Here is a 26972-nt window from a genome sequence, read left to right as displayed (position 1 = left end):
GCATGCGGCCGCGCGCGGGTCTAGTGTCGCGCCCGATGAGCATCTTGGGCACGCGCGTTGTCCGTACCGAGGACCCGGTGTTCCTCACACGGGGCGCGACATACACCGACGACCTGACCGACGAGCGGCTCACCGGGGCGCTGCACCTCACCCTGGTCCGCTCCCCGCTGGCGCACGCCACGATCAACTCCATCGACGTCGAGGAGGCGCGCAACGCCCCCGGCGTCGTCGCGGTCTTCACCGGCGCGGACTGCGACATCGCTCCGGCCCTGCTGTTCCCGGCCGCCAACAAGGCGATGGTCCGGCCCTTCCTGGCCACCGACCGGGTGCGTTACGTCGGCGAGGCGGTCGCGGCCGTCCTCACCGAGGAGGCGTACCAGGGCGAGGACGCCGCCGACCTGGTCGACGTCGACTACGAGCCGCTCGACGCGGTGGTCGGCATGAAGGAGGCCCTCAAGGACGAGATCCTCCTGTTCCCCGAGGCGGGCACCAACACCGTCACGGGGATGCACCTGGCCAAGGAGGACCCGGGCGACGAGCTGTTCGCCGACTGCGAGGTCGTGGTCAGCCGGGAGATCGTGAACCAGCGCGTCGCCGCGGCGCCGCTGGAGACCCGCGCCGCCTCCGCCTACTGGGGCGAGGACGGCCGCTGCACGATCTTCTGCTCCACGCAGAACGCGCAGAGCGCCCGCGACGAGGTCGCCGCCTGGATGGGTATGGACGCCAAGGACCTCCGGCTGATCCTGCCGGACGTCGGCGGCGGCTTCGGCGCGAAGATCGGCGCCGACCCCGAGTTCGCCCTGGTCGCATGGCTGTCGAAGAAGGTGGGCCGGCCGGTCCGCTGGAACGAGAGCCGCTCGGAGAACATGACCGGGATGGTGCAGGGCCGCGGCCAGGTACAGAAGATCACCATCGGCGGCGACCGGGACGGCACGGTGAAGGCCTACCGCCTCGACGTCGTGGCCGACGCCGGCGCGTACCCGCGCCTCGGCGTCGTCCTCCCGATGTTCACGCGGATGATGGCGCCCGGCACCTACGACATCCCGAAGGTGTTCTCCTCGGCGCAGGTCGTCGCGACCAACACGACGTCGACCGCCGCCTACCGTGGGGCCGGCCGCCCGGAGGCCACCCAGGCCATCGAGCGCGCGATGGACCTCTTCGCGGACGAGATCGGGATGGACCCGGCCGAGCTGCGCAAGAAGAACGTGATCAAGCCGGAGCAGTTCCCCTTCACCACGAAGGGCGGCGCCGAGTACGACTCGGGTGAGTACGCCAAGGCGATCGACCTGGCCTGCCAGGCGGCGGACTACGAGGGCCTGCGGGCCGAGCAGGCGCGCCGCCGCGAGCGCGGGGACGCGCTGCAGCTGGGCATCGGCGTCTCGTCCTACGTCGAGATCACCGGCGGCGGGGCGTTCGTGGAGAACGCGACCGTGCAGGTCCACGCGGACGGCACCGTCACCGTGCTCACCGGCACCTCGCCGCACGGCCAGGGCCACGCGACGGCGTGGGCGATGCTGGCCAGCGAGGAGCTCGGCATCCCGGTCGAGAAGATCACCGTGAAGCACGGCGACACGGACCTGATCCCCACCGGCGCCGGCACGATGGGCTCGCGGAGCCTGCAGACCGGCGGCGTCGCGGTGCACAACGCCGCGGTCGAGCTGGTCGAGCTGGCCAAGCAGCGCGCCGCCGACGTGCTCGAGGCCAACGTCGACGACCTGGAGCTGGACAAGGCGAACGGGTCGATCGTCGTCAAGGGCGCCCCGGGTGCGAAGAGCGTCTCGCTGGCGGACCTGGCCGGGCAGGAGGAGCTCAAGGTCTTCCACGAGTGGGACGCCAAGAAGCCGACCTTCCCGTTCGGCGCGCACGTCGCCGTCGTCGAGGTCGACGTGGAGTCCGGGAAGGCCACCGTCGAGCGCATCTGGGCGCTCGACGACGCGGGCCCGATCCTCAACCCGCTGATCTTCGACGGCCAGCGGCACGGCGGGATCGCGCAGGGCATCGCGCAGGCGATGCTCGAGGAGGTCGTGTTCGACCCGGAGGGCCAGCCGCTCACGGCGACCTTCGCGGACTACGGCATCCCCTCGGCCGCGGAGCTGCCCAGCTTCGACCTGGTCAGCATGGAGACCCCCACGACCATCAACTCCATGGGCTACAAGGGCGTCGGTGAGGCCGGGACCATCGGGTCCTGCCCCGCCGTGCACAACGCGGTGATCGACGCCGTGTCGCACCTCGGCGTCCGCCACATCGACATGCCCCTCACCCCGGTGCGGGTGTGGACCGCCATCCACGAGGCCCAGAAGGAGTCGGCCAAGTGAAGGTAGAGATCACCGTCAACGGCGAGCGCACCAGCCACGACGTCGAACCGCGCACGCTGCTCGCGCACTACCTGCGCGAGAACCTCGGCCTGAAGGCCACCAACATCGGCTGCGACACCACCTCGTGCGGCGCCTGCACCGTCCTCGTCGACGGCGAGTCGGTGAAGTCCTGCACGGTGCTGGCGGTCCAGACCGACCAGCAGTCGGTCACCACCATGGAGGGCCTCGACGGGGCCGCCCAGGGCGAGCTCGGCCACCCGGTCACCAAGGCCTTCCGCGAGGAGCACGGCCTGCAGTGCGGGTTCTGCACCCCGGGCATGGTGATGTCGGCGATCAGCCTCATCGAGGAGAACCCGGACCTCACCGAGAAGGACGTCCGGGAGGGGCTGGAGGGCAACCTCTGCCGCTGCACCGGCTACCACAACATCGTCCGGGCGGTGCTGGTCGCGGCGGGCAAGGACCCCGACGCCGCCCAGCGGGTCGAGGCCGAGTCCGGCGAGCGCACCATGGCGCCGGGCTTCTCCACCGGGGAGGGCGACAAGTGATCCCCGTCGGCTTCGACTACCGGCGCCCGGATTCGATCGACGCGGCCCTGGCCCTGCTGGCCGAGCACGGTGACGACGCCACCGTGCTGGCCGGCGGGCACTCGCTGCTCCCGGTCATGAAGCTGCGCCTGGCCGCGCCCGAGGTCGTCATCGACATCGGGCGCCTCGCCGAGCTCAACTACATCCGGGTCGACGGCGACGAGGTCGCCATCGGCGCGGGCACCCGCTACCGGGACATCGTCGTCTCGGACGTGCTGGCCAAGGAGTGCGCGCTGCTCCAGGCCGTCACCCGGACGGTCGGCGACCCGCAGGTCCGCCACCGCGGCACGCTGGGCGGCGCGCTCGCCCACGGCGACCCGGCCGGCGACCTACCGGCCGCGATCCTCGCGCTCGAGGGCACGATCGTGCTCCGCAGCCCGCGGGGCGAGCGGAAGGTCCCGATCACCGAGTTCTACACCGGCATCTTCTCGTCGGTGAAGGAGCCGGACGAGCTGATCGTCGAGATCCGGGTGCCGCGCACGGGCAGCACCGGCTGGGCCTACGAGAAGTTCACCCGGCGCAGCAACGACTGGGCGATCGTGGCCGTGGCCGTGGTGACCGCCCCGGACGGTGCCCGCCGGATCGGGCTGGTCAACATGGGCTCCACCCCGCTGCGGGCGAAGGCCACCGAGGCCGCGCTGGCCGAGGGCAGGAGCATCGAGGAGGCCGCCGCGCTGGCTGCCGAGGGCACCGAGCCCCCGGCCGACAACGCGGGCACCCCGGAGTACCGCCGCCACCTGGTGACGGTGCTGACCCGGCGGGCGCTGCAGACCGCCGCGGGCTGACACCGCCTGCTCGCACCTCCGACGTCCCGGTTCCCCGCCACGGGGGCCGGGACGTCGGCGTTCCCCGGGGCGTTCCGCCGAGTGCGTCCCCGGGGGCGGGGACGGGGGCCGGAGGTCCGTTGTGCGCCCGGCCGCCCCGGAGGACCCTGACCGGCGCCGGCGGCGCCGCCGGGGTGCCGCCCCGACCGGAAGGGAGTGGACCGTGTACGCACGCTCCACCACCGTCCTGGCCCACCGGGAGAGCATGGACCGCGGCATCGCGATGATCCGTGACGAGGTCATGCCCGCGGTGCTCGACATGGCCGGCTGCATCGGGTTGTCGATGCTGGCCGACCGGGAGTCGGGCCGCTGCATCGTGACGTCGGCGTGGGAGACGCGGGAGGCGATGCACGACTCGGAGCCCATGGTCCGGCCGTTGCGCGACCGGGCGGCCGACGCCCTCAGCGGGACCGCCCAGGTCGACGAGTGGGAGATCGGGGTCCTGCACCGGGCCCACACCTCGGCGCCGGGCGCGTGCACCCGGGTGACCTGGGTGCGGATGGACCCGGGCGGTATGGACCGCGGGCTGGAGACCTACCGGACGACGCTGCTGCCGGCCATGGGCGAGATGGACGGCTTCTGCAGCGCCAGCCTGCTGATGGACCGCGACGAGGGCATCACGGTGTCGTCGGTGACCTTCGACTCGGCCGAGGCCATGGCGGCGAGCCGGGACTTCGCGGCCCGGCTGCGGTCCGAGGCCGCCGAGAGCCTCGGCGCCGAGATCGTCGAGGTCCGCGAGTTCGAGCTGGCGCTGGCCCACCTGCGCGTGCCCGAGATGGTGTGAGGGCCCCGCTCGGGACGCCGGTGGGTGCGCGCCGGCGCCCCGGGCGGCGACCGTGGCCCCCCGCTCGACGGGACTCCGGAACCCCGGGGCGGGTCGTCACCGGTCGATGACCAGCCACCCGCCGTGGTGGAGCGAGATCTCGTACGGCAGCCCGGTGGCGGCACCGAGCTCGTCCAGGGCGGCCTCGTCGAAGGTCGTCACGTGCCCCCAGGTCTCGTTGGGCACCTCCTCGAACGGCACCGCGACGACGACCCGGCGGCGGGCCAGCCGGAGGGCCTCGGCCACCACGGCCTTGCCCTCCTCCGCCGGCAGGTGCTCGAGGAGGTGCACGGCCAGCACGGTGTCCACGCTGCCGTCGGGCAGGGGGACGGCCCGGGCGTCCGCGACCAGGGTGTCGACGGCGAGCCCCAGCCGCGGGGCCATCCGGTCGAGCAGGCCGACGGTGCCGGGCACGAGGTCGGTCGCGATGACCTCGTGCCCGGCCTCCGCCAGTCGGAGCGCGAGGAACCCGAAGCAGGTCCCCAGCTCCAGCACGCTCCCGACGGCCAGGTCCGCGGCGCGCTCGTGGACGGGCTTGAGCTCGGCGTTCGTGCCACCCGGCTCCGGGTCGCCGCGCAGGGCGTCGAGGGTGTTGCGGTAGAAGGCCAGCCAGGCGTCATCGGGGTCGGGGGCACCGGAGGTGACGATCGCGACGAAGGCCTCCTCGAACCGCTCCGGCGGCAGGACCCCGGGCACGACGAGCGTGCGGTCCAGCCAGCCGGCCAGGTCGTTGTCCAGCCGTGCGAGCCCGATCATGGCGCTCCCTTCCGCGTCCCCTCCGACGCTAGGGAGCAGGGGGCCGCCGCGGGCCGGGAACCGTCCGGCCCGGCACCCCGAACCCTCCGACCGGGCAGGGCGGGATCGGCCCGTCCGGGGGACGCGGACGCGGTGGTCCAGGAGATCGGCCGCGGGAGGTCGTCAGGATCGGCCGCTGGATCGGCGCCCGGATCGGCCGCGCGGGGCGGGTCCGGCGGAACGGCTCAGGGGAAGCGCTCGATGTTGGCCTCGACCCAGCGGCGCAGAGCGTCGAGCGGGCCGTTGGCGTCCCGGCCCAGCTCCGTCAGGGCGTACTCGACGTGCAGCGGGACGGCGGGGTACACGGTCCGCTCGACGAGCCCGTGCTCCTCGAGCCGGCGCAGCACCGCGGTGAGCACCTTGGGGCTGATGCCCTCCAGCCGTCGCCGCACCTCGCCGAACCGCAGCGGCCCGTCGACCAGGGCGCCGAGGGCGAGCGCGCTCCACTTGTCGGCGAGCAGGTCCAGCACGGAGCGGCACGGGCAGTTGGCCAGGTAGGCGTCGGGCGGCGCGTTCAGGGTGGGCACGAACTGCATGGTATCCGGAGGGAAGCAGGTTCCCTTGCGGGTAACCGGTACCCCTCGCATACCGTCGCGGCCATGGCCACACGCACCACCGCGATCGACGCCTCCACCTTCACCGAGATCGAGCACGAGGTGGCCGACCCCGGCCCGCACGACCTGCTCGTCGAGGTGCGGGCGGTGTCGGTGAACCCGGTGGACACCAAGGTCCGGGCCGGGCTGGACGCGCCGCGGGTCCTCGGCTTCGACGCCGCCGGCGTCGTCCGGGCGGTCGGGTCGGCCGTCACGGCGTACGCCCCCGGGGACGAGGTGTACTACGCGGGGACGATCGACCGGCCCGGCTCGAACGCCGGGTTCCAGCTGGTCGACGAGCACATCGTGGGCCGCAAGCCCGGCACCCTGGACTGGGCGGGGGCCGCCGCGCTGCCGCTGACCACGATCACCGCCTGGGAGACCCTGTTCGACGCCCTGCGGCTCGGCCCGTCCAGCACCGGCCGCCTGCTCGTCGTCGCGGCGGCCGGCGGGGTCGGCGCGATGGTGACCCAGCTGGCCAAGGCGCTGACCGGCGTCGAGGTGATCGGCACGGCGTCCCGCGAGGAGTCGGCGGAGTTCGCACGGGCCATGGGTGCCGACCACATCACCGACCACCACGCGCTCGTCGAGTCGGTGCGCGCGGTCGTGCCGGACGTCCGGTACGTCTTCTCGCCGGTCTCGGGGAAGAACATCGAGGCCTACGCCGAGCTGCTCACCCCGCGCGGCGAGATCGTGGCGATCGACGAGCCGCCGGGCATGGACCTGCTCCCGCTGAAGTCCAAGAGCATCACCTGGCACTGGGAGCTGATGTTCACCCGCCCGCTGTTCCAGAAGACGGACGCGACCCAGCGGGACATCCTCAACCGCGTCGCCGACCTGGTCGACGAGGGCACCCTCCGCACCACCCTCACCACGACCTTCGAGGGCCTGACCGGCGAGAACCTGCGCAAGGCCCACGAGCAGCTCGAGTCCGGCCGCACCGTCGGCAAGGTCGCCCTCACCCTCTGAGATGAGCGAACGGCGCTCTCGCTCACCAGGAACGAGCGAGAGCGCCGTTCGCTCACAGGGGGTCAGCGGCCGATCAGTTCGCCGGCCATCTCGTTCGTGGTCTGCTCCAGGCCGGTGAGGTCGCGGACGACCCGGACGCGGTCGCAGTACTCGGCGTAGTCCGGGAGGTCGCAGCGGCCCAGCCCCCACGAGTAGCGGGGCTCGGGCGTCAGCCAGATGGTCTCCCGGGCGCGCCGGGTGATCTCGACGAACGCCTCCATGTTCGGGTCGTTGCCGTTGCCCCGCCCGTCGCCGAGGATCAGCACGGTCGACCGGCGCGTGACGGCCGAGCCGTGCTCCTCGAGGAACCGGCCGAACGCCAGCCCGTAGTTCGAGTTGGCGTCGACGTCGATCACGTCCCCGCCGAAGACCAGCCCGAGCGCGTGCTCCACCGGGTGGTCGGCGAACAGCTCCGTGATCTCGGCGATCTCGTCGACGAACGCGAACGACCGGACCTGCCCGAAGAGGTCCTGCAGCCCGTGGACCAGGTGCAACGTGAACCGGGCCGTGGCCCGCACGGACAGCGACACGTCGGCCAGGACCACGAGCCGGGGCTTGTCCTCCTGCCGGCGCACCGTGACCGGGGTGAACGGGACGCCGTCGAAGCGCATGTTCTTGCGCATCGTGCGGCCCGAGTCGATCCGGCCCTGCGGCGAGACCCGGCGGCGGTGGGTGAGCGCGCCGTGCAACGTCTTCGCCAGCCGCCGCAGCGAGTCCTCCAGCTGCATCCGCTCGGTCTCGGACGCGCGGTCGACCTGCGCGACCCGGCCGTCGCCCTCGCCGCCGTCGATGATCCGCTGCTCGATCTCCAGCAGCTTCTCCAGGTGCGCCTTGATCGCCTCCGGGAGGTTCTGCAGGACGCCGGCGAGACGGCGGCGCAGGGCCGCGGCGTCGTCCTCGGTCCCCTCCGTCGCGGCGACGTCCTCCTCGGCCGCGGTCAGCCAGCCCAGCAGGGCCTCCTGCTCGGCGACGGAGAGGTCGGCGTCGACCTTGGTGCCGGCGGCCGTCGAGATGTCGCCGGGCAGGCCCGCGCCGGAGAGCCGGTCGGTCTCGATCTGGACCCGGTTGCCCTCCGACAGCGGCGACGCCTGGTTGTCCTTCGAGAAGACGATCTCCTCGGTCATCGCGGCCAGGTCGATCTTGTTGGCCTCCTGGTGCAGGTTGTACTGCTGCGCCAGATCCTCCGGGTCGAAGTAGTCCCGGATGTCGACGGGCTTGCCGTGCTCGTGGCCCTGCTGCGGCGTCTCGGACGGGTCCTCGGAGAAGGTGAAGTCCTCGAGCGCACCCTGGTCGGAGAGGTCGCCGTGGCCGTGCCCGTGGCCGTGGCCGGCCTCCGGCTCACCCACCCTGACCAGGGAGAAGAAGAGGTCGAACACCTCGTCGAAGGTCGCCTCGTCCCGCCGGTCCTTCACCAGCGCGACGCGCAGCGCCTCCTTGAGCACGCACCTGTCGGCCAGCACGCCCGGCTGCGAGGCGCACCGCATGGCGTCGACGGCCTCGGAGACCGAGATCCGCACGCCGCGGATGCGCAGCAGCCGGACGAACCGGTGGATCGACGCCTCCATCTAGAGCGCCCTCTTGCGTCCCAGCCCGAAGGACCGCGAGCCCTGCCCGGCGGTCACGTCGCGGGGCTTCGCCGGGCCGGGGTCCTTGTCGGTGCCCTTCGCGTAGTTCGGGGTCCCGTAGGCGCCCTCGCCGTGCCGGCCCGCCGTGTCCTTCTCCGCCCGCTTCCGCCTGCCGTCCACATCCCCGTCGTCGTCGTGGGTGTGGCCGTGCCCATGGCCGTGCCCGTGACCGTGGCCGTGCCCGTGGCCGGGCTCCTCGATCTCGGCGTTCGGGTCGACGAGGCGGGGCAGCGCGTCGAGCGCCTTCTTCACGTCCTTGTCGTACTTGACGACGACGGAGACGGTGTCCGAGAGGATCTGCGAGTTCAGCTCGTCGACGCCGAGGACGGCCAGCGTGCGCGCCCAGTCGATCGTCTCGGAGATGCTCGGCGCCTTGCGCAGCTCGAGCTCGCGCAGCCCGCGCACGACGTTGACCAGCTCCTCGGCGAGGGAGTCCGCCAGGCCGGTCTTCTTGGACCGGACGATCTCCAGCTCGCGCTCGGCGGAGGGGTAGTCGAGGAACAGGTGCAGGCAGCGGCGCTTGAGCGCGGCGGCGAGGTCGCGGGTGTTGTTCGAGGTCAGCAGCACGTACGGGCGGTGCTTCGCGGTGAAGGTGCCGACCTCGGGGACGGAGATCTGGAACTCGCCGAGGGTCTCCAGCAGCACGGCCTCGAGGGCCTCGTCGGCGCGGTCGACCTCGTCGATCAGCAGCACGACGGGCTGCTCCGAGCGGATGGCCTCGAGCAGCGGGCGCGGGGCGAGGAAGCGCTCGGAGAAGAACACGCTCTCGTTCTCGCCGATCCGCTCCACGGCCGTGGCCAGGTCCGGGGCGTCCTCGACGACCTGCCCGATCTTCTCGCGCAGGATCTGCGTGTACATGAGCTGCTTGCCGTAGTCCCACTCGTAGAGGGCCTTGGTCTCGTCCTGGCCCTCGTAGCACTGCAGGCGGAGCAGCCGGCGGCCGGTCGCCGCGGCGAGCATCTTGGCCAGCTCGGTCTTGCCGACGCCCGCCGGACCTTCGAGCAGCAGCGGCTTGTCCAGGCGGGTGAGCAGGAAGACCGTCGTGGCGAGCCGGGTGTCGGCGATGTAGCCCTGGTCGTGGAGCGCGGCCACGACCTCGTCGACGGACTCGAACGGCGGGTCGGGATCGGTCTGCGGGCCGTCGGAGAGGCCGTCGGACAGGCTGGTCAAGGCCGGAACTCCTTCCGCACGGCTCGCCGGCGAGCCGCGCTGGTGCGCACGTGAGGGAGGCGCTCGGCAGGAGGGCCCGCCACGGATCCAGTGTGCGTCGGATTCGCGTGGCGGGCCCGCCGAGGCCTGACGCGGTCGTGGGTGGCAACCGCCGCCGGAGGGGCAGTCGTCACCCACGGGGTCAGCTGAGCAGGTCGTCCAGGTCGCCGTTGATGCAGTGGTCGACGACCGGACGGACGGTCTCGAAGGTGCACTCCTTGGGGTTGCCCGGGGTGCACGCGTCGCCGAGGACGTGGTTGGTGATCCGGTCGACGTCGGCCGCGTCGCCCTTGATCTCCTTGGCGTTCTCGTAGTACTTCGTCGGGCCCTGGCCCAGGCGGTTCTTCGAGTAGGTGTCCTGCTTGACGTCGATGAACCGCTCCGGGATGCCCACGTCGCGCAGCAGCCGGATCGCGGCGGCCAGCGCGGCCTCCGCGGCCTGGACCTTGGTCATGCCGTGGGTGTCGATGCCCATGGCCTCCGCGATGTCCGCGAACCGCTCGTAGGCGACCGGCATGTTGAAGGCCCACACGCGGGGGAGCGCGATGGCGTTGTTCAGGCCGTGGTGGGTGTCGTAGAAGGCCGACACCGCGTGCGAGATCGAGTGGATGATCCCCAGACCACCGGAGTTGAACGCCTGGGCGGCGATGTACTGCGCGTACATCATGCCCTCGCGGCCGGCGAGGTCCTGGCCGTTCCACACCGCCGCGCGCAGGCTCTGCGCGGTCAGCTTGATCGCGTGCAGCGCGTTGCCCAGCGACGGCTGGAAGTTCAGCCGGGACACGTACGGCTCGGAGGCGTGCGCGAGCACGTCGAACCCGCACTGCGCGGTGTAGTCGATCGGGCAGTCGTAGTAGAGGACCGGGTCGTCGATCGCCAGGCTGGTGACCGAGGCGTCGTCGAACGCGACGTACTTGTGGGGGTTGTCCGGGTCCGTCGTGGTGTCGGTGATGACGTACGCCCAGGAGGTCTCCGAGCCGGTGCCGGCCGTGGTGGAGACCGCGATGTGCGGCGGGTTCTGCGGGTTCTCGGACTTGTTGAAGCCCTCGAACTCGTTGACGTTGCGGCCGTCGTGGGCCACCGAGATGCGGGCGCCCTTGCAGGCGTCGTGGCTGGAGCCGCCGCCGATGGAGACGAACGAGTCGCAGTTGTTCTGCTGGTAGAGGCCCACAGCGTCCATGACGTTGTAGTCCTTGGGGTTCGACTCGACCTGGTCGTACACGACGACCTCGAGGCCGTGGTACTTCATCGACTCGACGATCTTGTGGACGATGTTCGTGCCGCGGAGGCCGGACGTCATCACGAGCGTCTTCTTGAAGCCGAGCTTCAGGGCCTCCGGCCCGATCATCTCGTGCGCACCCGGGCCCAGCAGAGCCTTGGGGAACGGGTGGAACTCCTTGAGCGGGAACGGCTTGAGCAGTTCGTCGACCTGCATGTCAGCCCTTTCTGGTGCAGGTGATGTCGGTCGACGGCGACGCTAGGACCGGCGTGACGGCGGGCACAGAGGGCCGCGGGGGAAACCGTCAAGAGGTGGGGGCGGAAACCGTCGGGTCGGAGGGGTGGACCGCGGACCGCACGCCCACTGTTGCACAGACTTGGCAACAGATCACCTCTCGAGGCCGGCCGACCAGCGTTCGCCGACCACCGTGAATCCGTGCCGCGCGTACCAGTCGCGGGGTGTGCCGTCGGCCTGCGCGTCGAGTGCGAGGAGGTCGCAGCCGGCCCGCGCCGCGACGGCCAGGGCCCCGGTGAGCAGGGCGTTCCCGTGGCCGCGGCCCCGGTGCGCCGCCGCCGTCTCGACCGCCTCGAGCACCGCGGTGGCGCCGTCGAGGAACAGGGCGGCCGCTGCCACGACCTCGCCGTCCGCGTGACCGCCCTCGCGCACGGCGAGGAACCGGAGGTCGGTCCCGCGGTCGTCGACGGCGTACCGGTCGGCGAGCCGGAGCCGCCGCGGGTCGTCGGCCGGCAGGTCGGGGCGCCAGGCGGCCGCCCAGAGCTCCCTGACGGCATCGAGCGGCACCTCCTCGGCCCCCGGGCCCGCGTCCGGGGCCGAGGAGGTGCCGACCTCACGGGCCATCACGACGTCGTGCTGCACCCACCAGCCGGACCGGCCGAGCTCGCGGGCGACGGGCCCCGGGTCGGTGCCGCGGATCGTCACGCAGCGGTGGTGGCGGCCGGCCCCGCCGAGCACCCGGTCCGCCTCGGCGACGATCTCCTGCGCCGGGGTGGAGTCGTCGACGAGGAGCCGGTTGAGCGCGGGGGCCCACGGGACGTCGTCGTTGAGGACGGCGACCCCGCCGGTGACGGGCTCCTCGGCGGACGCCACCCGGCGCGGCAGGGAGTCGGCGAGTGCCCGCAGACGCCCGGCGTGGTCGGCGCGCGCCGGCGGCTCGGGCGGGTCGGGGAAGGTGCCCGCCGGGCCCGGGCGACAGGTCGAGACGGCGACGACGGACGAGGTCGGCACCGGACCGTAGGCGTGCGGGAAGCGCATCGCGGCGGGGTCGCCGTGGGTTCCCGGCTCGTAACGGATCTCGCAGCCGACCGAGGCGGCGTCGACGGCGAGCAGCAGCAGGTCCCCGCGGCCGGCGAAGAGCCGGTCCGCAGGGAGGGCCACCTGGTCGGCCGTCGAGAGGTGGACGAAGCCGACCTCGGCGAGCGAGGGCGGGACCACGGCGCCCGTGCGGAGCGCCGTGCGCCACTCGGCGGGGGTGATCAGGTGCAGCAGGGTCGCGGCGGGCACCGGCTCAGCATGCCCTCCCCACCAGGCCGGATGCGCCGCCGCGGCGCGCCGGGAGATCGCGCGGGCCGCGCGGTGGCCTCTCCGAACGGAGGGGGCACCCACCACACCCTTGCTTCCGGCACCCGGTGCCAATATCGTCCGAGCTGCCGGCCGGCACGTCCGACACCGTTGTCCCCAGGTCGCACCAGGAGGTTCGCCATGGCCCCGATCGAGCAGTCCGAGCAGGTCGAGGACGCCCCCGTCGTCGAGGAGACCCTCGTCGAGGAGGTCTCCATCGACGGCATGTGCGGTGTCTACTAGGAGCGCCGAGAGCGCAGGTGCCGCCGGGGTCGGCGACTTCGACCCCGGCGCCCCCTACCGGTGCAGCCCGCAGGTCTCGCTGCGGCCGGAGCCCTTCGGCGCGCTCGTCTACCACTTCGGAACCCGCAAGCTCTCCTTCCTCAAGACCCTCCCGCTCGTGGAGGTCGTCAAGGGGCTCGAGCACCACCCGGACGTCCACTCCGCCGTCGAGGCCGCGGGCGTCGAGGAGGCCCAGCGTCCGGCCTACCTGAAGGCCCTGGCCGGGCTGGCCGCCTCGGGAACGATCGAAGCCCGCTAACCACCACACCGGAGTGCCCTGAGATGAAGCTGGTCGATCACTTCCAGTACGGCCTCAACTCGCCGATCTGCCTGACGTGGGAGCTCACCTACGCCTGCAACCTGTCCTGCGCGCACTGCCTGTCCTCGTCCGGTCGCCGCGACCCGCGCGAGCTGTCGACCGCCGAGGCCAAGGGCGTGATCGACGAGCTGCAGCGGATGCAGGTCTTCTACATCAACATCGGCGGTGGTGAGCCGACCGTGCGCCCGGACTTCTGGGAGCTGCTGGACTACTCGATCGACTCAGGCGTCGGCGTCAAGTTCTCCACCAACGGCCTGAAGATCGACAAGCAGCGGGCCGCGCAGCTGGCGAACACCGACTACGTCGACATCCAGATCTCGATCGACGGCGCGACGCCCGAGGTCAACGACTACGTCCGCGGCCCCGGCTCGTACGACATGGCGATCCGGGCGCTGGAGAACCTGGCCGAGGCCGGGTTCGCGCAGCCGAAGATCTCGGTCGTCATGACACGGCAGAACGTCGACCAGCTCGACGAGTTCAAGGCCATCGCGGACAAGTACGGCGCCCAGCTGCGGATCACGCGGCTGCGCCCGTCCGGCCGCGGCGCGGACGTCTGGGACGAGCTGCACCCGCTGCCCTCGCAGCAGAAGCAGATGTACGACTGGCTCGTCGAGCGCGGCGACCAGGTGCTCACCGGGGACTCGTTCTTCCACCTCTCGGCGTTCGGCGAGGCCCTGCCCGGGCTGAACCTGTGCGGCGCCGGGCGCGTGGTCTGCCTGATCGACCCCGTCGGGGACGTCTACGCCTGCCCGTTCGCCATCCACGAGAACTTCCTCGCCGGCAACGTCCGCGACGAGGGCGGATTCCAGAAGGTGTGGCAGAGCTCGGAGCTGTTCACCGAGCTGCGCCAGCCGCAGACCGGTGGCGCCTGCCGGTCCTGCATGCACTACGACTCCTGCCAGGGCGGGTGCATGGCGGCGAAGTTCTTCACCGGCCTCCCGCTCGACGGGCCGGACCCGGAGTGCGTGCGCGGGTTCGGCGAGCAGGCCCTCGCGGCCCGCGGCGAGGACCACGTGATCCCGAAGTCCGAGGTCGACCACTCGCGGACGAAGCTCGGCAAGAAGGCGCCGGTCCTGCTGCAGCTGTCCATGGGCCGTCCCGACCGCGCCTGCGAGACCAGCCCGCTCGCGGGCATGGGCGCCTCGGAGACCGACTCGGGCCTGCGACTCCCGGTCGCGGGTTCGTAACCCACCACAGACCGCCGGCGCCGGACCCGGGGACGACGGGTCCGGCGCCGCGCGACCCACCTTGCGATGCTGACCTCGCCGCTGCAACTCCGCGGTCGGTCGGCGCCGTCGCGGATCCTGTTCGGGCCGCACGTCACCAACCTCGGACGGGGCCGGGCCCTCACCGAGCGGCACGTCGCCTACTACGCCGAGCGGGCCGTGGGCGGGTGCGGGGTGATCGTCACCGAGGCGGCGTCCGTGCACGGGTCCGACCGGCCGTACGAACGGGCACCGCTGGCGTCGTCGTGCCGCGACGGGTGGCGGGCGATCCGTGCGGCGTGTCCCGACACCCTGGTGCTCGCCGGGCTCGGGCACGCGGGCTCGCAGGGCAGCACCGCCTTCACCGGGCAGGCGCTGTGGGGCGCCTCCCGGGTGCCGGACGTCGTGTCCCGCGAGGTCCCGCAGGTCATGGAGCAGCCGGAGATCGACGCCCTCGTCGCCGGCTTCGCCTCGGCCGCGGCGGAGGCGGCGGCCGCCGGGCTCGACGGGGTCGAGATCCAGGCGGGACAGCACTCGTTGCTCCGGCAGTTCCTGTCCGGGCTCACCAACCACCGCCCCGACACCTACGGGGAGGATCGCTCCCTGCTCCTCCGCGAGGTGGTCGGGGCGGTACGGGCCGCCCTCGGCCCGGACCACGTCCTGGGCCTGCGGCTGTGCTGCGACGAGCTCGCCCCCTGGGCGGGCATCACCCCCACCTCCGCCCACGCCCTGCTGACCACACCGCTGCCGGACCTTCCCGCGAGTCGCGCTCTGGCCTCCCGCGAGTCGCGCTCTGAGCTTCGGCGAGTCGCGCCCTCCGCCTCCGCGAGTCGCGAGTTCCTGCAGCGCGAGTCGGGAGCTCCAGGACCGCGAGTCGGCAGTTCCGATCCCGCGAGTCGGCACGTCGAGGACACCGAGTCGGCAGTTCCGGGAGACGCGGCGACCCTCGCGCAGCTCGTCGACTACCTCGTCCCCGTGCGGGGGTCGGGGCTCACCGTCCCCGCGACCCGCCCCGACCTGCACACCCCGCCCGGGTTCAACCGTCCCCTCGCGCGCTCCTTCCTCGGACTCGGCGTACCGATCGTGCTGCAGGGCAGCGTGGTGGACCCGGACATGGCCGAGGAGGAGCTGGGGGCCGGCGTCGCGCTCGTCGAGATGACGCGGGCGCAGATCGCCGACCCCCGGCTCGTCGCGCACGTCCGGGCGGGGACGCCCGAGCGGATCCGCCCCTGCACCCTGGCGAACCAGCACCGCGCCCGCGACCCACGGAACCCGCTGATCACCGACGAGGCGGAGCCGCGGTCGGGCCACGAGACCCTCGACCCCGCGCTGCCGCTCGAGCCGAACGGCGCGGCGGGCGAGCTGCTCGTCGTCGGCGGGGGTCCTGCCGGGTTGGAGGCCGCGCGGACGGCCGCGCTGTACGGGCACCGCGTGCGGCTCGTGGAGCGCGCGCCGCAGCTCGGCGGGGCGCTGCGATACGCGGCGGCGGTGCACGGGCGATCGCGGTTCGGCCTGCTCGTCGAGTGGTGGGAACGGGAGCTCGACCGGTTGGGTGTGGAGGTGACGCTCGGCGTCGAGGTGGGCCGCGAGGACCTGACCGGGGACGTCGTGCTCGCCACCGGGTCCGTGCCCTCGCCGGCCGCCCTCGTCGCCGCACCCGACGTCGTCGTGCTGCCGGCCGGCGAGTTCGAGGCCGCGGTGCTCGCCGCGGCCGGACCCCGCCGCCCGTCCGATCCGCCCACGTCCGAGGGGACGGCCGCCGTGCTGCCCGCCGGCACCCACGTCGTCGTGCACGACCCGATCGGCGACTGGACCGGGGTCGGGATCGCCGAGCAGGTGGCCGCGGCGGGACTGCCGTGCGCGCTCGTCACGCCCGACGCCGTCGCCGGCACCCAGCTCTCCCGGACGGGGGACCTCGCCGAGGCCAACGCCCGGCTCGAGCGGGCGGGCGTCGCGCGCGAGCTGTTCACCCGCCTCCGGTCGGCCGGCGGAGGGACCGCGCTGCTCACCGACGTGCATCATGGCGCCGCGCGGGAGATCCCCTGCACGGTGGTGATCGACTGCGCCCACCGCCTTCCCGACGACGGTCTGTGGCGCGGCCACGAAGGCCTCCTGCGCGGGGGCCACCTCGCGACTCGCGCTGCCGGAACCCCCGACTCGCGCTGCCGGAACTCCCGACTCGCGGGAGCCCAGAGCGCGACTCGCGGGGGCTCACAGCGCGACTCGGGGGAGCATGGGGCGCGACTCGCGGGAGCCGAGAGCGCGACTCGCGGGGGATCGGAACGTGGCGTGGCGGCGCGGCTGGTGGTGGCGGGGGACTGTGTGGCGCCACGGACCGTGCATGAGGCGGTGCGGGAGGGGCGGCGAGCGGTGCACTGTCTGCGCAGCTCAGCAGGGGTCGTGAGTGCGCACGGCCCCTCCAGGGACAGCTCACGGGTGTCGTGATGCTGCACGAACCGCTCCACGCCGGACGGCTCCGGCTGCGGAACCGCGTCGTCTTCACCGCCCACCTCACCGGCTACGCGACGGACGGCCTGCCCACCCCGCGGCACACCGCCTACTACGCCGCGCGGGCCGCCGGCGGGGCCGGGCTGGTGATCACCGAGGAGCACTCGGTCCACCGGCACGACCGGCCCTACGAGAAGCTGATCCGCGGCCACGATCCCGCGGTGCTGCCGGGCTACCGCGCGCTCACGGACGCGGTGCACGCCCACGGCGCCGTCGTCCTCGCGCAGCTCAACCACAACGGCCCGCAGTCCTCCGGGCTGTACTCCCGCGAGCCGGTCCGCGGCCCCTCCGCGGTGCCCGACCCGATGTTCCGCGAGGTCCCCGTCGCGATGACCGAGGCCGATCTCGACGAGGTGGTGGCCGGCTACGCGCTGACCGCGCGGCACTGCGTCGAGGGCGGGTTCGACGGCGTCGAGCTGCAGTGCTCGCACGCCTCCCTGGTCCGCTGCTTCCTCTCGCCCGCCACCAATCACCGCGACGACGCCTACGGCGGCACCCTGGAGAACCGCGCCCGGCTGCTCCTGCGGATCGTCGCCGCGGTCCGGCGGGAGCTGGGCGACCGGGTGCTCGGCGTGCGGCTCGGCGGTGAGGAGGGCATCGAGGGCGGCATCGGGCTGGACGAGGGCGTCGCGCTGGCCCGCCTGCTCGAGGGGACCGGCGAGGTCGACCACCTGAACACCTCGATCGGCGTGGCCACGGCCTCGCTGCACCTCATCGAGGCGTCGATGCACACGCCGGCCGACTACGCGACCTTCATCCCGTCGGCGATCCGCGCGGCCGTGCGGGTGCCGGTGATCGCGGTCGGCCGGTTCACCGAGCCCGCGGTCGCGGAGCAGGCGCTGGTCGAGGGGCACTGCGACGTGGTTGGCGTCGCACGCGGCCAGATCGCCTCGCCGGACTTCGCCGCCCCGGGCGGCCCGACGCGGGTGTGCGTGGGGTGCAACCAGGAGTGTGTCGGTCGGGTCGGGATGAACCAGCCGCTGGGCTGCGCGGTGAACCCGCGGGCCGGGCACGAGTCCGTCGCGCTTCCGATGCCGGCCGTGCCGCGGCGCGTGATCGTGGCCGGCGGCGGGCCCGCCGGGCTGCGGGCCGCGGCGACCGCCGCCGGGCGCGGGCACCGGGTGACCCTCTACGAGCGGGGACGGCTGGGCGGCCAGCTCGCCCTCGCGGCCCTGGCCCCCGGCCGCGGCGAGCTCGCCCACGTCGTCCGGGACCTCGTCGCGGAGTGCGAACGGGCCGGGGTGGAGATCGTCCGCGGTGAGCCGGGCGACCTGGGGGGTGCGGACGTCGTCGTCCTCGCCACCGGGGCGCGTCCCGCCCGCCGGTGGCCGGGTGCCCTCGACGTCCGGGACGTCCTCGACGGCGCCGCCGCGCCCACCGGCGCCGTGCTCGTCGTCGACGAGCTGGGCTTCCACCACGCCACCTCGGTGGCCGAGCTGCTCGCCGCCCGCGGGTGCACCGTCGAGATCGTGACGCCCGGGATGGTGGTCGGCCAGGACCTCGGGCTGACGCTCGACCGGGAGGGCTTCCGCCGCCGGGCCCATGCGGCCGGCATCCGGCTCACCACCGACCGGCTGGTGACGGCCGTCGAGCCCGGCCGGGTCACGCTCGTGCACCATCCCACGGGCAGGACCGAGACGAGGGAGGTCGACGCCGTGGTCTGTGCGGTCCCCGCCGAGCCGGACGACGCCCTGTGGTCCACACTGCGTGACCGGCCCGGGGTCCACCGGATCGGTGACTGCCTGGCCCCGCGGCGGATGGACGCCGCACTGCGCGACGGCGAGCGGCTGGCGGTGAACCTGTGAAACCTGAGAGTGGTATCCACCTGTGGATCCACCCTGTGGACAACTTCGTCCGCGCAGGTCGGGAATGAAGGCCGACGGGCTCACGTGGACGGCCCTCGGTGACGGTCCACCCCGGACCCTGGTCGTTCCCGTCGGTTCGGTCGAGCAGCACGGGCCCCACCTGCCCCTCACCACGGACGTGCGCGTGGCGGAGCGGGTCGCCGCCCGGCTGGAGCAGCGCGACTCCGGACTGGTGCTCGCCCCGGCGGTCGCCTACGGCGCGGCGGGGGAGCACGAGGGCTTCCCCGGCACCGTCTCGATCGGGCACGAGGCGTTGCGGGCGGTGCTGGTCGAGCTGGGTCGGTCGGCCTGTCGCTGGGCGGCGCGGCTGCTGTTCGTCAACGGCCACGGCGGCAACGTCGGCACCCTGGTCGAGGCCGTCCGGCTGCTGCGTCACGAGGGCCGGGACGCCGCATGGGTGCCCTGCGTGGCACCCGACGTCCCCGGCGACGCGCACGCCGGCCGCACCGAGACCGCGCTGATGCTGGCGCTCGACCCCGCCCGGGTCGGCCCCGGGCGCGAGCCCGGCGCGACCGCCCCGCTGCGCGAGCTGCTGCCGGTGATGCGGGAGAAGGGAGTGGTCGGGGTGAGCCCGAGCGGCGTGCTCGGCGACCCGCGCGGTGCGACCGCCGAGGAGGGCGAGGCCCTGCTCGCCGCGATGACGGACGCCCTCGCCGGCGCCGTCGCGCGGTGGGAGCCGGACGAGGCGACGGGCCGGCTGCCGTTCGGCGCGTGAGGCGTTCACGCTGGTGAACGGTGCCGCGGGTTTCCGCGCCCGATCGGGCCGACCTGCCCCGGATCGTCGGTCCCGGCTGCCATCATGGGCCCGGGAAGGAGACGCGCGATGAGTCTGACGTGGCCCGACCACCCCATCACGCTCGCCGAGTGGGAGGCGCTGCCCGAGAGCGGCGACCTGCGGCTCGAGGTGGCCGAAGGGATGTTGGTGGTGTCGGCGAAGCCGGTGTTCGGTCACCAGCGGGCTTGCCTGCGTCTCACCGCTCGGCTCGACGAAGCTCTCCCCGACGATCTGATCGTCCTCGGCGACGTCGAGGTCATGCTGGAGGAGTCACCGCTGACGATCCGGGCGCCCGACGTGGTCGTCATGCGAACCGACGTGTACGAGCCGGACCGCGCGCGTGCCGAGGCGGCGGAGGTGCTGCTCGCCGTCGAGATCCTCTCCGACGGGACACGCCGGGTCGACCGGGTGTTGAAGTACTCCGAGTACGCGGACGCCGGGATCCGGCAGTACTGGATCGTCGACCTTCTCGGCCAGGTGACCCTGACGGCCTTCCAGCTCGTCGACGGAGAGTACGAGCTGACGGGGGAGTGGACGGGCAGCGCGTCGCCGCAGGTCGCCAGCGTCCCCGTCACCCTCGACCTCGACCGGCTCACTGCGCGGTAGCCACCAGCAGCGGCACCAGCTGCTCCTCCGCGGTCAGCGAGCCGTGCTGGCCGGGTAGGCCCGCGAGCACGGGTTCGGCGACCGTCCGCACCACCCCCGCCGACCCCCGCAGGGCGACGACGAGGTCGCCGATCCGGTCCGCGACGTGCGGCCCGAGCGGACCGAACCAGTCCGCGGCCACGGCCTCGTCGCGGGTGACGATCCAGGCGTCGCCCCCGAGGGTCTCCCGCCACGCGGCGTGGACCTCGTCGAGCGCACCCTCCTGGACGTAGACGTGCCGGGCGCGGGGATCGCCACCGAGCAACCGGACGCCGAGCCGCAGCGAGGTGAGCTCGTCGGCGTCGTAGCGGCGGGTCACCTGCACCATGCCGTGGTCCCCGGTGACCGCGAGCAACGCGTCCTGCGGCAGCCGGTCGGCGATCGTCGCGGCGAGCCGGTCGATCTGCCGCAGCTGGTAGCGCCAGGCGACGGAGCCGGGGCCGTGCACGTGCCCGAGGGTGTCGAGGTCGGCGTGGTAGCCGTAGCAGAGCCGGCGGCCCGGCCCGGCGAGCGCCTCGACGACCCCGGCGGCGAGGTCGCCCAGGGCCAGCACGCTCCGGTACTGCCCGCCGCGCAGCGCCGCGCGGGTCAGGCCCGAGCCGCGGAAGGCCCTGGGCCCCACCGACGTGACCTGCACGCCCGCGGCCGCGGCCCGTTCGAGCGCGGTCGGCGCGGGCTGCACCTGCTCGGGCGGCAGGGTCTCGCGCAGGTCGGCCGGCTCCGGCTCGCCGTAGGAGGTCCACCTGAGGGAGTCGAGCAGTGCGTCGCCGCACGCCCGGAAGCTGATCCCGACCACGCCGTGCCTGCCCGGCGGCAGCCCGGTGCCGAGCGAGGTGATGCTGATCGAGGTGCTCGACGGGAACCCGACGGTCAGCGGCTCGCCGCCGAGCGAGGCCAGGAACGGGGCGTCCTCGGCGTGGGTCCGCAGCAGCTCGGCGCCCAGCCCGTCGACGAGCAGGACCGCGGCCGCGCGCACCGGCGGCAGCGGGATCGCGGGCGCCGGGCCCGGCACGCCCAGCGCGGCGAGGACGGCCGGGAACACCTCGGCCAGCGAGCGCTCGCCGTAGCGGGGCAGCAGCGGATCACCGGAGGACACGGGGTGAGAGTGCCACGTCACCGCCCGGGCCCCGAACCGCCGCGGCGTGTTTGGATCCCCGGGTGGGTTCGACGGGGACGCTGCCGGACGGGATGCGCGTGGTGCTGGACCGGCGGGTGCGCCGGCTGGCCGGACGCGACGGCGGGTCGGCGCTCCTGGGCGGGGCCCCGCCGAAGCTCGTCCACCTGACCCCGCGGGCGCAGGCCGTGCTCGGCACGGGCGACTCGGTGACCGTCGCCGACCCCGTCTCCCGGGCCCTGGCCCGCACCCTGCTCGACTCCGGCTTCGCCCATCCCGCCCACCCGATCCCGGGCGGCCCGGGGCGGGGCGAGGTCACCGTCGTCGTCCCGGTGAAGGACCGCCCGCTCGACCGGCTGCTCGCCGCCCTGCCGGCGGACCTCGGCGGCCTGGTCGTGGTCGACGACGGCGGCGCGGACCCCGAGGGACTGGCGGCCACGGTCAAGGCCGCGCACGGCCGCGTGATCCGGCACGAGACCCCGCGCGGACCGGCCGCCGCCCGCAACGCCGGCCTGGTCGCGGCCACGACGCCGCTGGTGATGTTCCTGGACTCGGACGTGGTGCCGCAGGAGGGCTGGCTCGACCCACTGCTGGACCACCTCGCCGATCCGGCGGTGGCGCTGGTGGCCCCGCGGATCGTCGCGCTGCATCCCGTGCGGGGAGCGGTGGGCCGCTACGAGGCCGTGCGGTCCAGCCTGGACCTGGGCCCCGATCCCGCGCTGATCGTGCCGCGCAGCCGGGTCGCCTACGTGCCGAGCGCCGCGATGCTCGTCCGTCGGGACGCCGTCGGCGCGGGGTTCGACGAGGACATGCACGTGGCCGAGGACGTCGACCTGGTGCTGCGGCTGCATGCGGCAGGCCGGCGCCTGCGTTACGAGCCGGCCGCCCGCGTCGCGCACGACCACCGGACGTCGCCGCGGGAGTGGTGGCTGCGCAAGGCCTACTACGGCACCGGGGCCGCGCCGCTCGCCCGCCGGCACCGGGGCGCGGTGCCGCCCATGGTGCTCAGCCCGTGGACGGCGGCGGCCTGCGCCGCCCTGCTGGCCCAGCGCCGCTGGTCCGTGCCCGTCGCCGCGGCGGTCACCGCTGTCGCCGCGGAACGCTTGTCCCGCAAGCTGTCCCGGCTCGAGCGGCCGCGGTTCTCGGCGGCCCGGCTGGCCGGCCTCGGGCTCTCCGGCGCGGGCCTGCAGGTGGCGAACGCGCTGCTGCGCCACCACTGGCCGCTCGCCGCCGCCCTGGTCCCCTTCTCCCGCCGCGCCCGGCGCGCGGTGCTGCTCGCCGCCCTCGCGGAGGGGCTGGGGGACTGGTGGACCCACCGGCGGTACGACCCGGCCGTCCGACCGGATCCCGTGACCCACCTGGTCGCCCACCGCCTGGACGACCTGGCCTACGGGGCGGGGCTCTGGTGGGGGGCCTTGAAGGCCCGCGACACGGCCGCACTGCGCCCGGCCTCACCCGGTCGGAAGTGAGGCAGCCCCCCGTCCGGACTGGTCCGGACGGGTGATTGGGCTTCCGCTCCCCGTCCGCGGCTGCGGAGTCCGCTGCGCCACCGGTCCGCGCCTGCGGATCTCCGCTCCCATGGTCCGTCCGCGCTGCCCGGAGGCGGTCCGCGGTCCCTTGCACCACCTGAAGATCGGGAGTGTGATGTGCTCGCCGCCACAGCCATGTGCGCGGCCCGAGAGCGCACCGACCACCGGTGGCTCTCCCGGAGGACGCGACCACCACCGCGGTTGGGAGAGAGACTCATGGCAGAGGTCCGGGTCACCGTCGACGGCGTGAACTACGCCGACGAGGTCGAGCCCCGCATGTTGCTGGTCCAGTACCTCAGGGAACGGCTCGGCAAGACGGGCACGCTGGTCGGCTGCGACACCAGCAACTGCGGTGCCTGCACCGTGCACCTGAACGGGCAGAGCGTGAAGAGCTGTTCGGTGCTGGCGGTGCAGGCCGACGGCGGGGAGGTGCTGACCATCGAGGGCCTGGCCCGCGACGGTGAGCTGCACCCGGTGCAGAAGGCCTTCAACGAGTGCCACGGCCTGCAGTGCGGCTACTGCACCCCGGGCATGATCATGGCGGCCGTCGACCTGCTCGGGGACAACCCCGACCCCGACGAGAACGAGGTGCGCGAGGGCATCGAGGGCAACCTCTGCCGCTGCACCGGCTACCAGAACATCGTCCGCTCCGTGCAGCGCGCGGCCCAGATGATGAAGCCCGGCGCGTCCGCCCCGACCGAGACGCCCGCCCCTGTCGCAGGAGACTGAGAGATGACCGCGACCGCCGACACCACCGCGCTCGAGTTCGGCAAGTCCCGCGTCCGCAAGGAGGACGCGCGCCTGATCACCGGCCGCAGCCGCTACACCGACGCGATCACCCCGCCCGGCACCCTGCACGTGGCGATCGTCCGCTCCCCGCTGGCGCACGCGCGCATCACCGGCATCGACACCACCGAGGCGAAGCGCGCCCCGGGCGTGCACGGCGTCTACACGGTCTCGGACCTCGGCGCCGACGAGGTCGGCATGCCCTGCGCGTGGCCGATCACGCCCGACCAGAAGGCCCCGCAGCGCCCCGTCCTGGCCAAGGACACCGTCCACTTCGCCGGCGAGGGCGTGGCGGTCGTGGTCGCGCGCAGCGCCGCCGAGGCCAAGGACGCGGCCGAGCTCGTCGAGGTCGACTACGACCCGCTCGACCCGGTCCTGGACATGGAGGCCGCGCTCGCCGAGGGCGCCACCCTGGTGCACCCGGACCTGGGCACCAACGAGTCCGCCACCTGGGTCTTCGACTCCGCCGAGGCCGGCACGGGCGGCAGCGCCGCCGACGCGATCGCCGCGGCCGAGTCCGACCCGGACCAGGTCGTCGTCCGGCGCCGGTTCCGCCAGCAGCGCCTCATCCCGGCGTTCATGGAGCCGCGCTCCTGCGTGGTCGACCCGACCGGCGAGCAGATGGTGATCTGGTCGGCCACCCAGATCCCGCACATCCTGCGCACCATGACCACGGTGACCCTCGGCATCCCCGAGTCCAAGGTCCGGGTCATCGCCCCGGACGTGGGCGGCGGCTTCGGCGGCAAGATCGGTGTGCTGCCCGAGGAGATGATGACCGTCCTGCTGGCCCAGAAACTGGGCAGGCCGGTCAAGTGGACCGAGACCCGGTCGGAGAGCATGCTCGCCGCCCACCACGGGCGGGACCAGATCCAGGACATCACGATCGCGGCGCGCAAGGACGGCACGATCACCGCCCTGGACGTCAAGCTCCTCGCCGACATGGGCGCCTACCTGGGGCTGGTCGGCCCCGGCGTGCCTGTGCTGGGCGCGTTCATGTTCAACGCGATCTACAAGATCCCGGCCTACCGCTTCCAGGACACCAACGTCTTCACCACGAAGACCCTGACGGACGCCTACCGCGGCGCCGGCCGTCCCGAGGCGACCTTCGCCATCGAGCGGATCATGGACGAGCTCGCCGTCGAGCTGGGCCGCGAGCCGCTGGAGCTGCGCGAGCAGAACTGGATCAAGCACGAGGAGTTCCCGTTCACCACGGTGTGCGGGCTGACCTACGACTCGGGCAACTACGAGCAGGCCACCGCCCGGGCCAAGGAGCTCTTCGACTACGAGGCCCTGCGCCGCGAGCAGGCCGAGCGCCGCGAGCGCGGCGACAAGGTCCAGCTGGGCATCGGCATCTCGACCTTCACCGAGATGTGCGGCCTCGCGCCCTCGCGGGTGCTGGGCTCGCTGGCCTACGGCGCCGGCGGCTGGGAGGCCGCGAGCATCCGGATGCTCGCCACCGGCAAGGTCGAGGTCATCACCGGCGCCTCCGCGCACGGCCAGGGCCACGAGACGGCGTTCTCCCAGATCGTCGCGGACAAGCTGGGCGTGCCGTTCGAGGACGTCGAGATCCTGCACGGCGACACCGCGTCGTCGCCCAAGGGCCTCGACACCTACGGCTCGCGCTCGCTCGTCGTCGGCGGCATCGCGATCACGATGGCCGCGGACAAGGTCATCGAGAAGGCGAAGAAGATCGCCGCGCACCTGCTCGAGGCCGACGAGGGCGACATCGAGTTCAACGCCGGGCAGTTCACCGTCCGCGGCACGGACAAGGGCAAGGCGATCCAGGAGATCGCGTTCGCCGCGTTCATGGCGCACGACTACCCGGAGGGCATGGAGCCGTCGCTCGACTCCGACGCGGTGTACGACCCGGAGAACTTCTCCTTCCCGCACGGCACCCATCTCGCCGCGATGGAGGTCGACACCGAGACGGGCCGGGTGAACCTGCGCCACTACGTCTGCGTCGACGACATCGGCAACGTCGTCAACCCGCTGATCGCCGAGGGCCAGGTCCACGGCGGCCTCGCCCAGGGCATCGCGCAGGCGCTGTTCGAGGAGGCCAACTACGACGACCAGGGCACCCTGGTCAACGGCACCTTCGTCGACTACACCGTGCCGTCCGCGGCCGACCTGCCGAGCTTCACCACGGAGATCGTCAGCACCCCGGCCACGTCGAACCCGCTCGGCGTCAAGGGCGTGGGCGAGGCGGGCACCATCGCCTCCACCCCGGCGATCGTCAACGGCGTGCTCGATGCGGTCCGCCACCTCGGCGTCGAGGACATCGAGATGCCGACGACCTCCCAGCGCGTGTGGCGCGCGATCCAGGAGGCGCAGGGCCGCTCCACGCAGGAGACCCCGGTCGACACCCACTCGCCGGGCGCCGGGCTCGGCTCCATCGACCCCAACAACCCGCAGGGAGAGGTCCAGTGATCCCCGCCAAGTTCGACTACGTCCGGCCGTCGTCGGTCGAGGAGGCCGTCAGCGCGCTGCAGCAGGGCGGGGACGACGCCAAGATCCTCGCCGGCGGGCAGAGCCTGCTGCCGGTCCTCCGCCTGCGGCTCGCCGCGCCGTCCGTCGTCATCGACCTGGGCGGCATCGCCGAGCTGCGGCAGATCAGCGAGGACGGGGACCGGATCGCCATCGGCGCGATGGCCCCGCACCACGACGTGATGCGGGACGACCTGGTCAAGCAGCACGTGACGCTGCTCTCGCAGGCCACCGCGACCGTGGCGGACCCGCAGGTGCGCCACCGCGGCACGCTCGGCGGCGCGCTGGCGCACGCCGACCCGGCCGGCGACCTGGGCGCCGTCGCCCTGGCCCTCGACGCCGAGTTCGTGATCGCCGGGTCCTCCGGCACCCGCACGGTCCCGGCGGGCGAGTTCTTCGTCGACTACTTCACCACCGCGATCGGCGAGGGCGAGATCCTCACCCAGGTCCGGTTCCCGAAGTACACCGGCTGGAGCACGCACTACGAGAAGTTCAACCGCACCGCGCAGGCCTGGTCGATGGTGGCCGTCGCCGCGGCGCTGCGGGTGGAGGGCGGCTCCATCGCCGAGGCCCGCATCGGGCTGACCAACATGGGCACCACGCCGATCCGGGCCACCGGGGTCGAGCAGGCGCTCGTGGGCCAGCCCGCGACCGCGGACACGGTGCGTGCCGCGGCCGAGCACGCGACGGAGGGCACGTCGGCTCCGAGTGACGCGGATGCCGCAGCCGACTACCGTGAGCACCTGGCCAGGGTGCTCACCGGCCGGGCGGTGCTGGCGGCCGCCGGCTGAGCGCAGCTTACGGAGCGGACGTCGTCTCCGTAGGCATCCGCGAGGACGGCCGGACGCCTGCCCGGGTTCCGGGCAGGCGTCCCGCCGTCTCTCCTA

23 protein-coding genes are annotated in these 26972 nt (G+C 73.4%); 16 read left to right on the top strand and 7 right to left on the bottom strand.

What is annotated here, in order from left to right; genetic code table 11:
* The first annotated feature begins 35 nt into the window (after positions 1-35).
* The 4 genes from ABD990_RS28690 (at position 36) to ABD990_RS28675 (ending at position 4507) form a co-directional block, all read left to right on the top strand.
* A complete protein-coding gene (locus ABD990_RS28690) occupies positions 36-2315 on the top strand; it encodes a xanthine dehydrogenase family protein molybdopterin-binding subunit (RefSeq protein WP_345383893.1) in 2280 nt (759 codons plus the stop codon).
* Entirely contained in the window at positions 2312-2860 is a 549-nt protein-coding gene (locus ABD990_RS28685) for a (2Fe-2S)-binding protein (RefSeq protein ID WP_345383891.1), read from the top strand. The genes ABD990_RS28690 and ABD990_RS28685 overlap by 4 nt, the downstream gene beginning before the upstream one ends.
* On the top strand, positions 2857-3684 hold the full coding sequence (locus ABD990_RS28680; protein WP_345383890.1) for an FAD binding domain-containing protein: 828 nt from the start codon (positions 2857-2859) through the stop codon (positions 3682-3684). Before ABD990_RS28685 ends, ABD990_RS28680 begins: the two co-directional genes overlap by 4 nt.
* Positions 3685-3886: 202 nt before the next feature.
* Positions 3887-4507, top strand: a complete 621-nt coding sequence (locus ABD990_RS28675; protein WP_345383889.1) for a hypothetical protein — start codon at positions 3887-3889, stop codon at positions 4505-4507.
* 96 nt (positions 4508-4603) lie between these two features.
* Here ABD990_RS28675 and mftM read toward each other — a convergent pair whose 3' ends face one another.
* Both mftM and ABD990_RS28665 read right to left on the bottom strand, forming a co-directional pair.
* The gene (gene mftM / locus ABD990_RS28670) at positions 4604-5302 is read right to left on the bottom strand and encodes a mycofactocin oligosaccharide methyltransferase MftM (protein ID WP_345383888.1); all 699 of its coding nucleotides are present in this window, start codon (positions 5300-5302) and stop codon (positions 4604-4606) included.
* A 224-nt stretch (positions 5303-5526) separates the two neighbouring features.
* On the bottom strand, positions 5527-5868 hold the full coding sequence (locus ABD990_RS28665; protein WP_345383887.1) for a winged helix-turn-helix transcriptional regulator: 342 nt from the start codon (positions 5866-5868) through the stop codon (positions 5527-5529).
* 72 nt (positions 5869-5940) lie between these two features.
* Here ABD990_RS28665 and ABD990_RS28660 point away from each other — a divergent pair, with 72 nt between their 5' ends.
* Positions 5941-6903 carry a zinc-binding alcohol dehydrogenase family protein gene (locus tag ABD990_RS28660; RefSeq protein WP_345383886.1) on the top strand — a complete coding sequence of 321 codons (963 nt, stop codon included), beginning with the start codon at positions 5941-5943 and terminating at the stop codon, positions 6901-6903.
* A 62-nt stretch (positions 6904-6965) separates the two neighbouring features.
* On the opposite strand, the gene ABD990_RS28655 is transcribed toward ABD990_RS28660, so the two are convergent.
* The 4 genes from ABD990_RS28655 to ABD990_RS28640 all read right to left on the bottom strand — a co-directional run bounded on the left by ABD990_RS28655 (position 6966) and on the right by ABD990_RS28640 (position 12516).
* The gene (locus tag ABD990_RS28655; RefSeq protein WP_345383885.1) at positions 6966-8507 is read right to left on the bottom strand and encodes a VWA domain-containing protein; all 1542 of its coding nucleotides are present in this window, start codon (positions 8505-8507) and stop codon (positions 6966-6968) included.
* Positions 8508-9737, bottom strand: coding sequence for an AAA family ATPase (locus ABD990_RS28650; protein ID WP_425569678.1), 1230 nt, complete (start codon positions 9735-9737; stop codon positions 8508-8510).
* 181 nt (positions 9738-9918) lie between these two features.
* Entirely contained in the window at positions 9919-11211 is a 1293-nt protein-coding gene (gene mdo, locus ABD990_RS28645; protein WP_345383884.1) for an NDMA-dependent methanol dehydrogenase, read from the bottom strand.
* A 171-nt stretch (positions 11212-11382) separates the two neighbouring features.
* The gene (locus tag ABD990_RS28640) at positions 11383-12516 is read right to left on the bottom strand and encodes a GNAT family N-acetyltransferase (protein WP_345383883.1); all 1134 of its coding nucleotides are present in this window, start codon (positions 12514-12516) and stop codon (positions 11383-11385) included.
* 198 nt (positions 12517-12714) lie between these two features.
* Here ABD990_RS28640 and mftA point away from each other — a divergent pair, with 198 nt between their 5' ends.
* The 7 genes from mftA (at position 12715) to ABD990_RS28605 (ending at position 20133) form a co-directional block, all read left to right on the top strand.
* Complete coding sequence (mftA, locus tag ABD990_RS28635; protein WP_037048757.1) at positions 12715-12816, top strand: mycofactocin precursor MftA; 102 nt, start codon at positions 12715-12717, stop codon at positions 12814-12816.
* Positions 12806-13114 (top strand): mycofactocin biosynthesis chaperone MftB, encoded by a 309-nt coding sequence (mftB, locus tag ABD990_RS28630; protein WP_345383882.1) that lies wholly within the window; start codon positions 12806-12808, stop codon positions 13112-13114. The genes mftA and mftB overlap by 11 nt, the downstream gene beginning before the upstream one ends.
* A 23-nt stretch (positions 13115-13137) precedes the next feature.
* Positions 13138-14361, top strand: a complete 1224-nt coding sequence (gene mftC / locus ABD990_RS28625) for a mycofactocin radical SAM maturase (protein ID WP_345383881.1) — start codon at positions 13138-13140, stop codon at positions 14359-14361.
* 66 nt (positions 14362-14427) lie between these two features.
* Positions 14428-16824, top strand: coding sequence for an oxidoreductase (locus tag ABD990_RS28620; RefSeq protein WP_345383880.1), 2397 nt, complete (start codon positions 14428-14430; stop codon positions 16822-16824).
* Positions 16824-18692, top strand: a complete 1869-nt coding sequence (locus tag ABD990_RS28615) for a mycofactocin system FadH/OYE family oxidoreductase 2 (RefSeq protein ID WP_345383879.1) — start codon at positions 16824-16826, stop codon at positions 18690-18692. Before ABD990_RS28620 ends, ABD990_RS28615 begins: the two co-directional genes overlap by 1 nt.
* Positions 18693-18756: 64 nt before the next feature.
* Positions 18757-19467 carry a mycofactocin biosynthesis peptidyl-dipeptidase MftE gene (mftE, locus tag ABD990_RS28610; RefSeq protein WP_345383878.1) on the top strand — a complete coding sequence of 237 codons (711 nt, stop codon included), beginning with the start codon at positions 18757-18759 and terminating at the stop codon, positions 19465-19467.
* Positions 19468-19575: 108 nt separating this feature from the next.
* Positions 19576-20133: a Uma2 family endonuclease gene (locus ABD990_RS28605; protein ID WP_345383877.1), complete on the top strand. Its 558-nt coding sequence runs from the start codon at positions 19576-19578 to the stop codon at positions 20131-20133.
* Here ABD990_RS28605 and ABD990_RS28600 read toward each other — a convergent pair.
* On the bottom strand, positions 20120-21268 hold the full coding sequence (locus ABD990_RS28600; RefSeq protein WP_345383876.1) for an alkaline phosphatase family protein: 1149 nt from the start codon (positions 21266-21268) through the stop codon (positions 20120-20122). The genes ABD990_RS28605 and ABD990_RS28600 overlap by 14 nt on opposite strands.
* Positions 21269-21330: 62 nt before the next feature.
* Here ABD990_RS28600 and mftF point away from each other — a divergent pair, with 62 nt between their 5' ends.
* From mftF to ABD990_RS28580, 4 genes are all read left to right on the top strand, one after another.
* Entirely contained in the window at positions 21331-22755 is a 1425-nt protein-coding gene (mftF, locus tag ABD990_RS28595; protein WP_345383875.1) for a mycofactocin biosynthesis glycosyltransferase MftF, read from the top strand.
* Between the two features lie 276 nt (positions 22756-23031).
* A complete protein-coding gene (locus ABD990_RS28590; protein ID WP_345383874.1) occupies positions 23032-23544 on the top strand; it encodes a (2Fe-2S)-binding protein in 513 nt (170 codons plus the stop codon).
* A 3-nt stretch (positions 23545-23547) separates the two neighbouring features.
* Positions 23548-26028 carry a xanthine dehydrogenase family protein molybdopterin-binding subunit gene (locus ABD990_RS28585; protein WP_345383873.1) on the top strand — a complete coding sequence of 827 codons (2481 nt, stop codon included), beginning with the start codon at positions 23548-23550 and terminating at the stop codon, positions 26026-26028.
* Positions 26025-26876: an FAD binding domain-containing protein gene (locus tag ABD990_RS28580; protein ID WP_345383872.1), complete on the top strand. Its 852-nt coding sequence runs from the start codon at positions 26025-26027 to the stop codon at positions 26874-26876. Before ABD990_RS28585 ends, ABD990_RS28580 begins: the two co-directional genes overlap by 4 nt.
* Positions 26877-26972 lie beyond the last annotated feature (96 nt).

It is taken from the genome of Pseudonocardia yuanmonensis, assembly GCF_039542425.1.
Lineage (GTDB): Bacteria > Actinomycetota > Actinomycetes > Mycobacteriales > Pseudonocardiaceae > Pseudonocardia > Pseudonocardia yuanmonensis.
The sequence above is the reverse complement of the archived record's forward strand: the minus strand, read 5'-3'. Positions and strand labels throughout refer to the sequence as shown.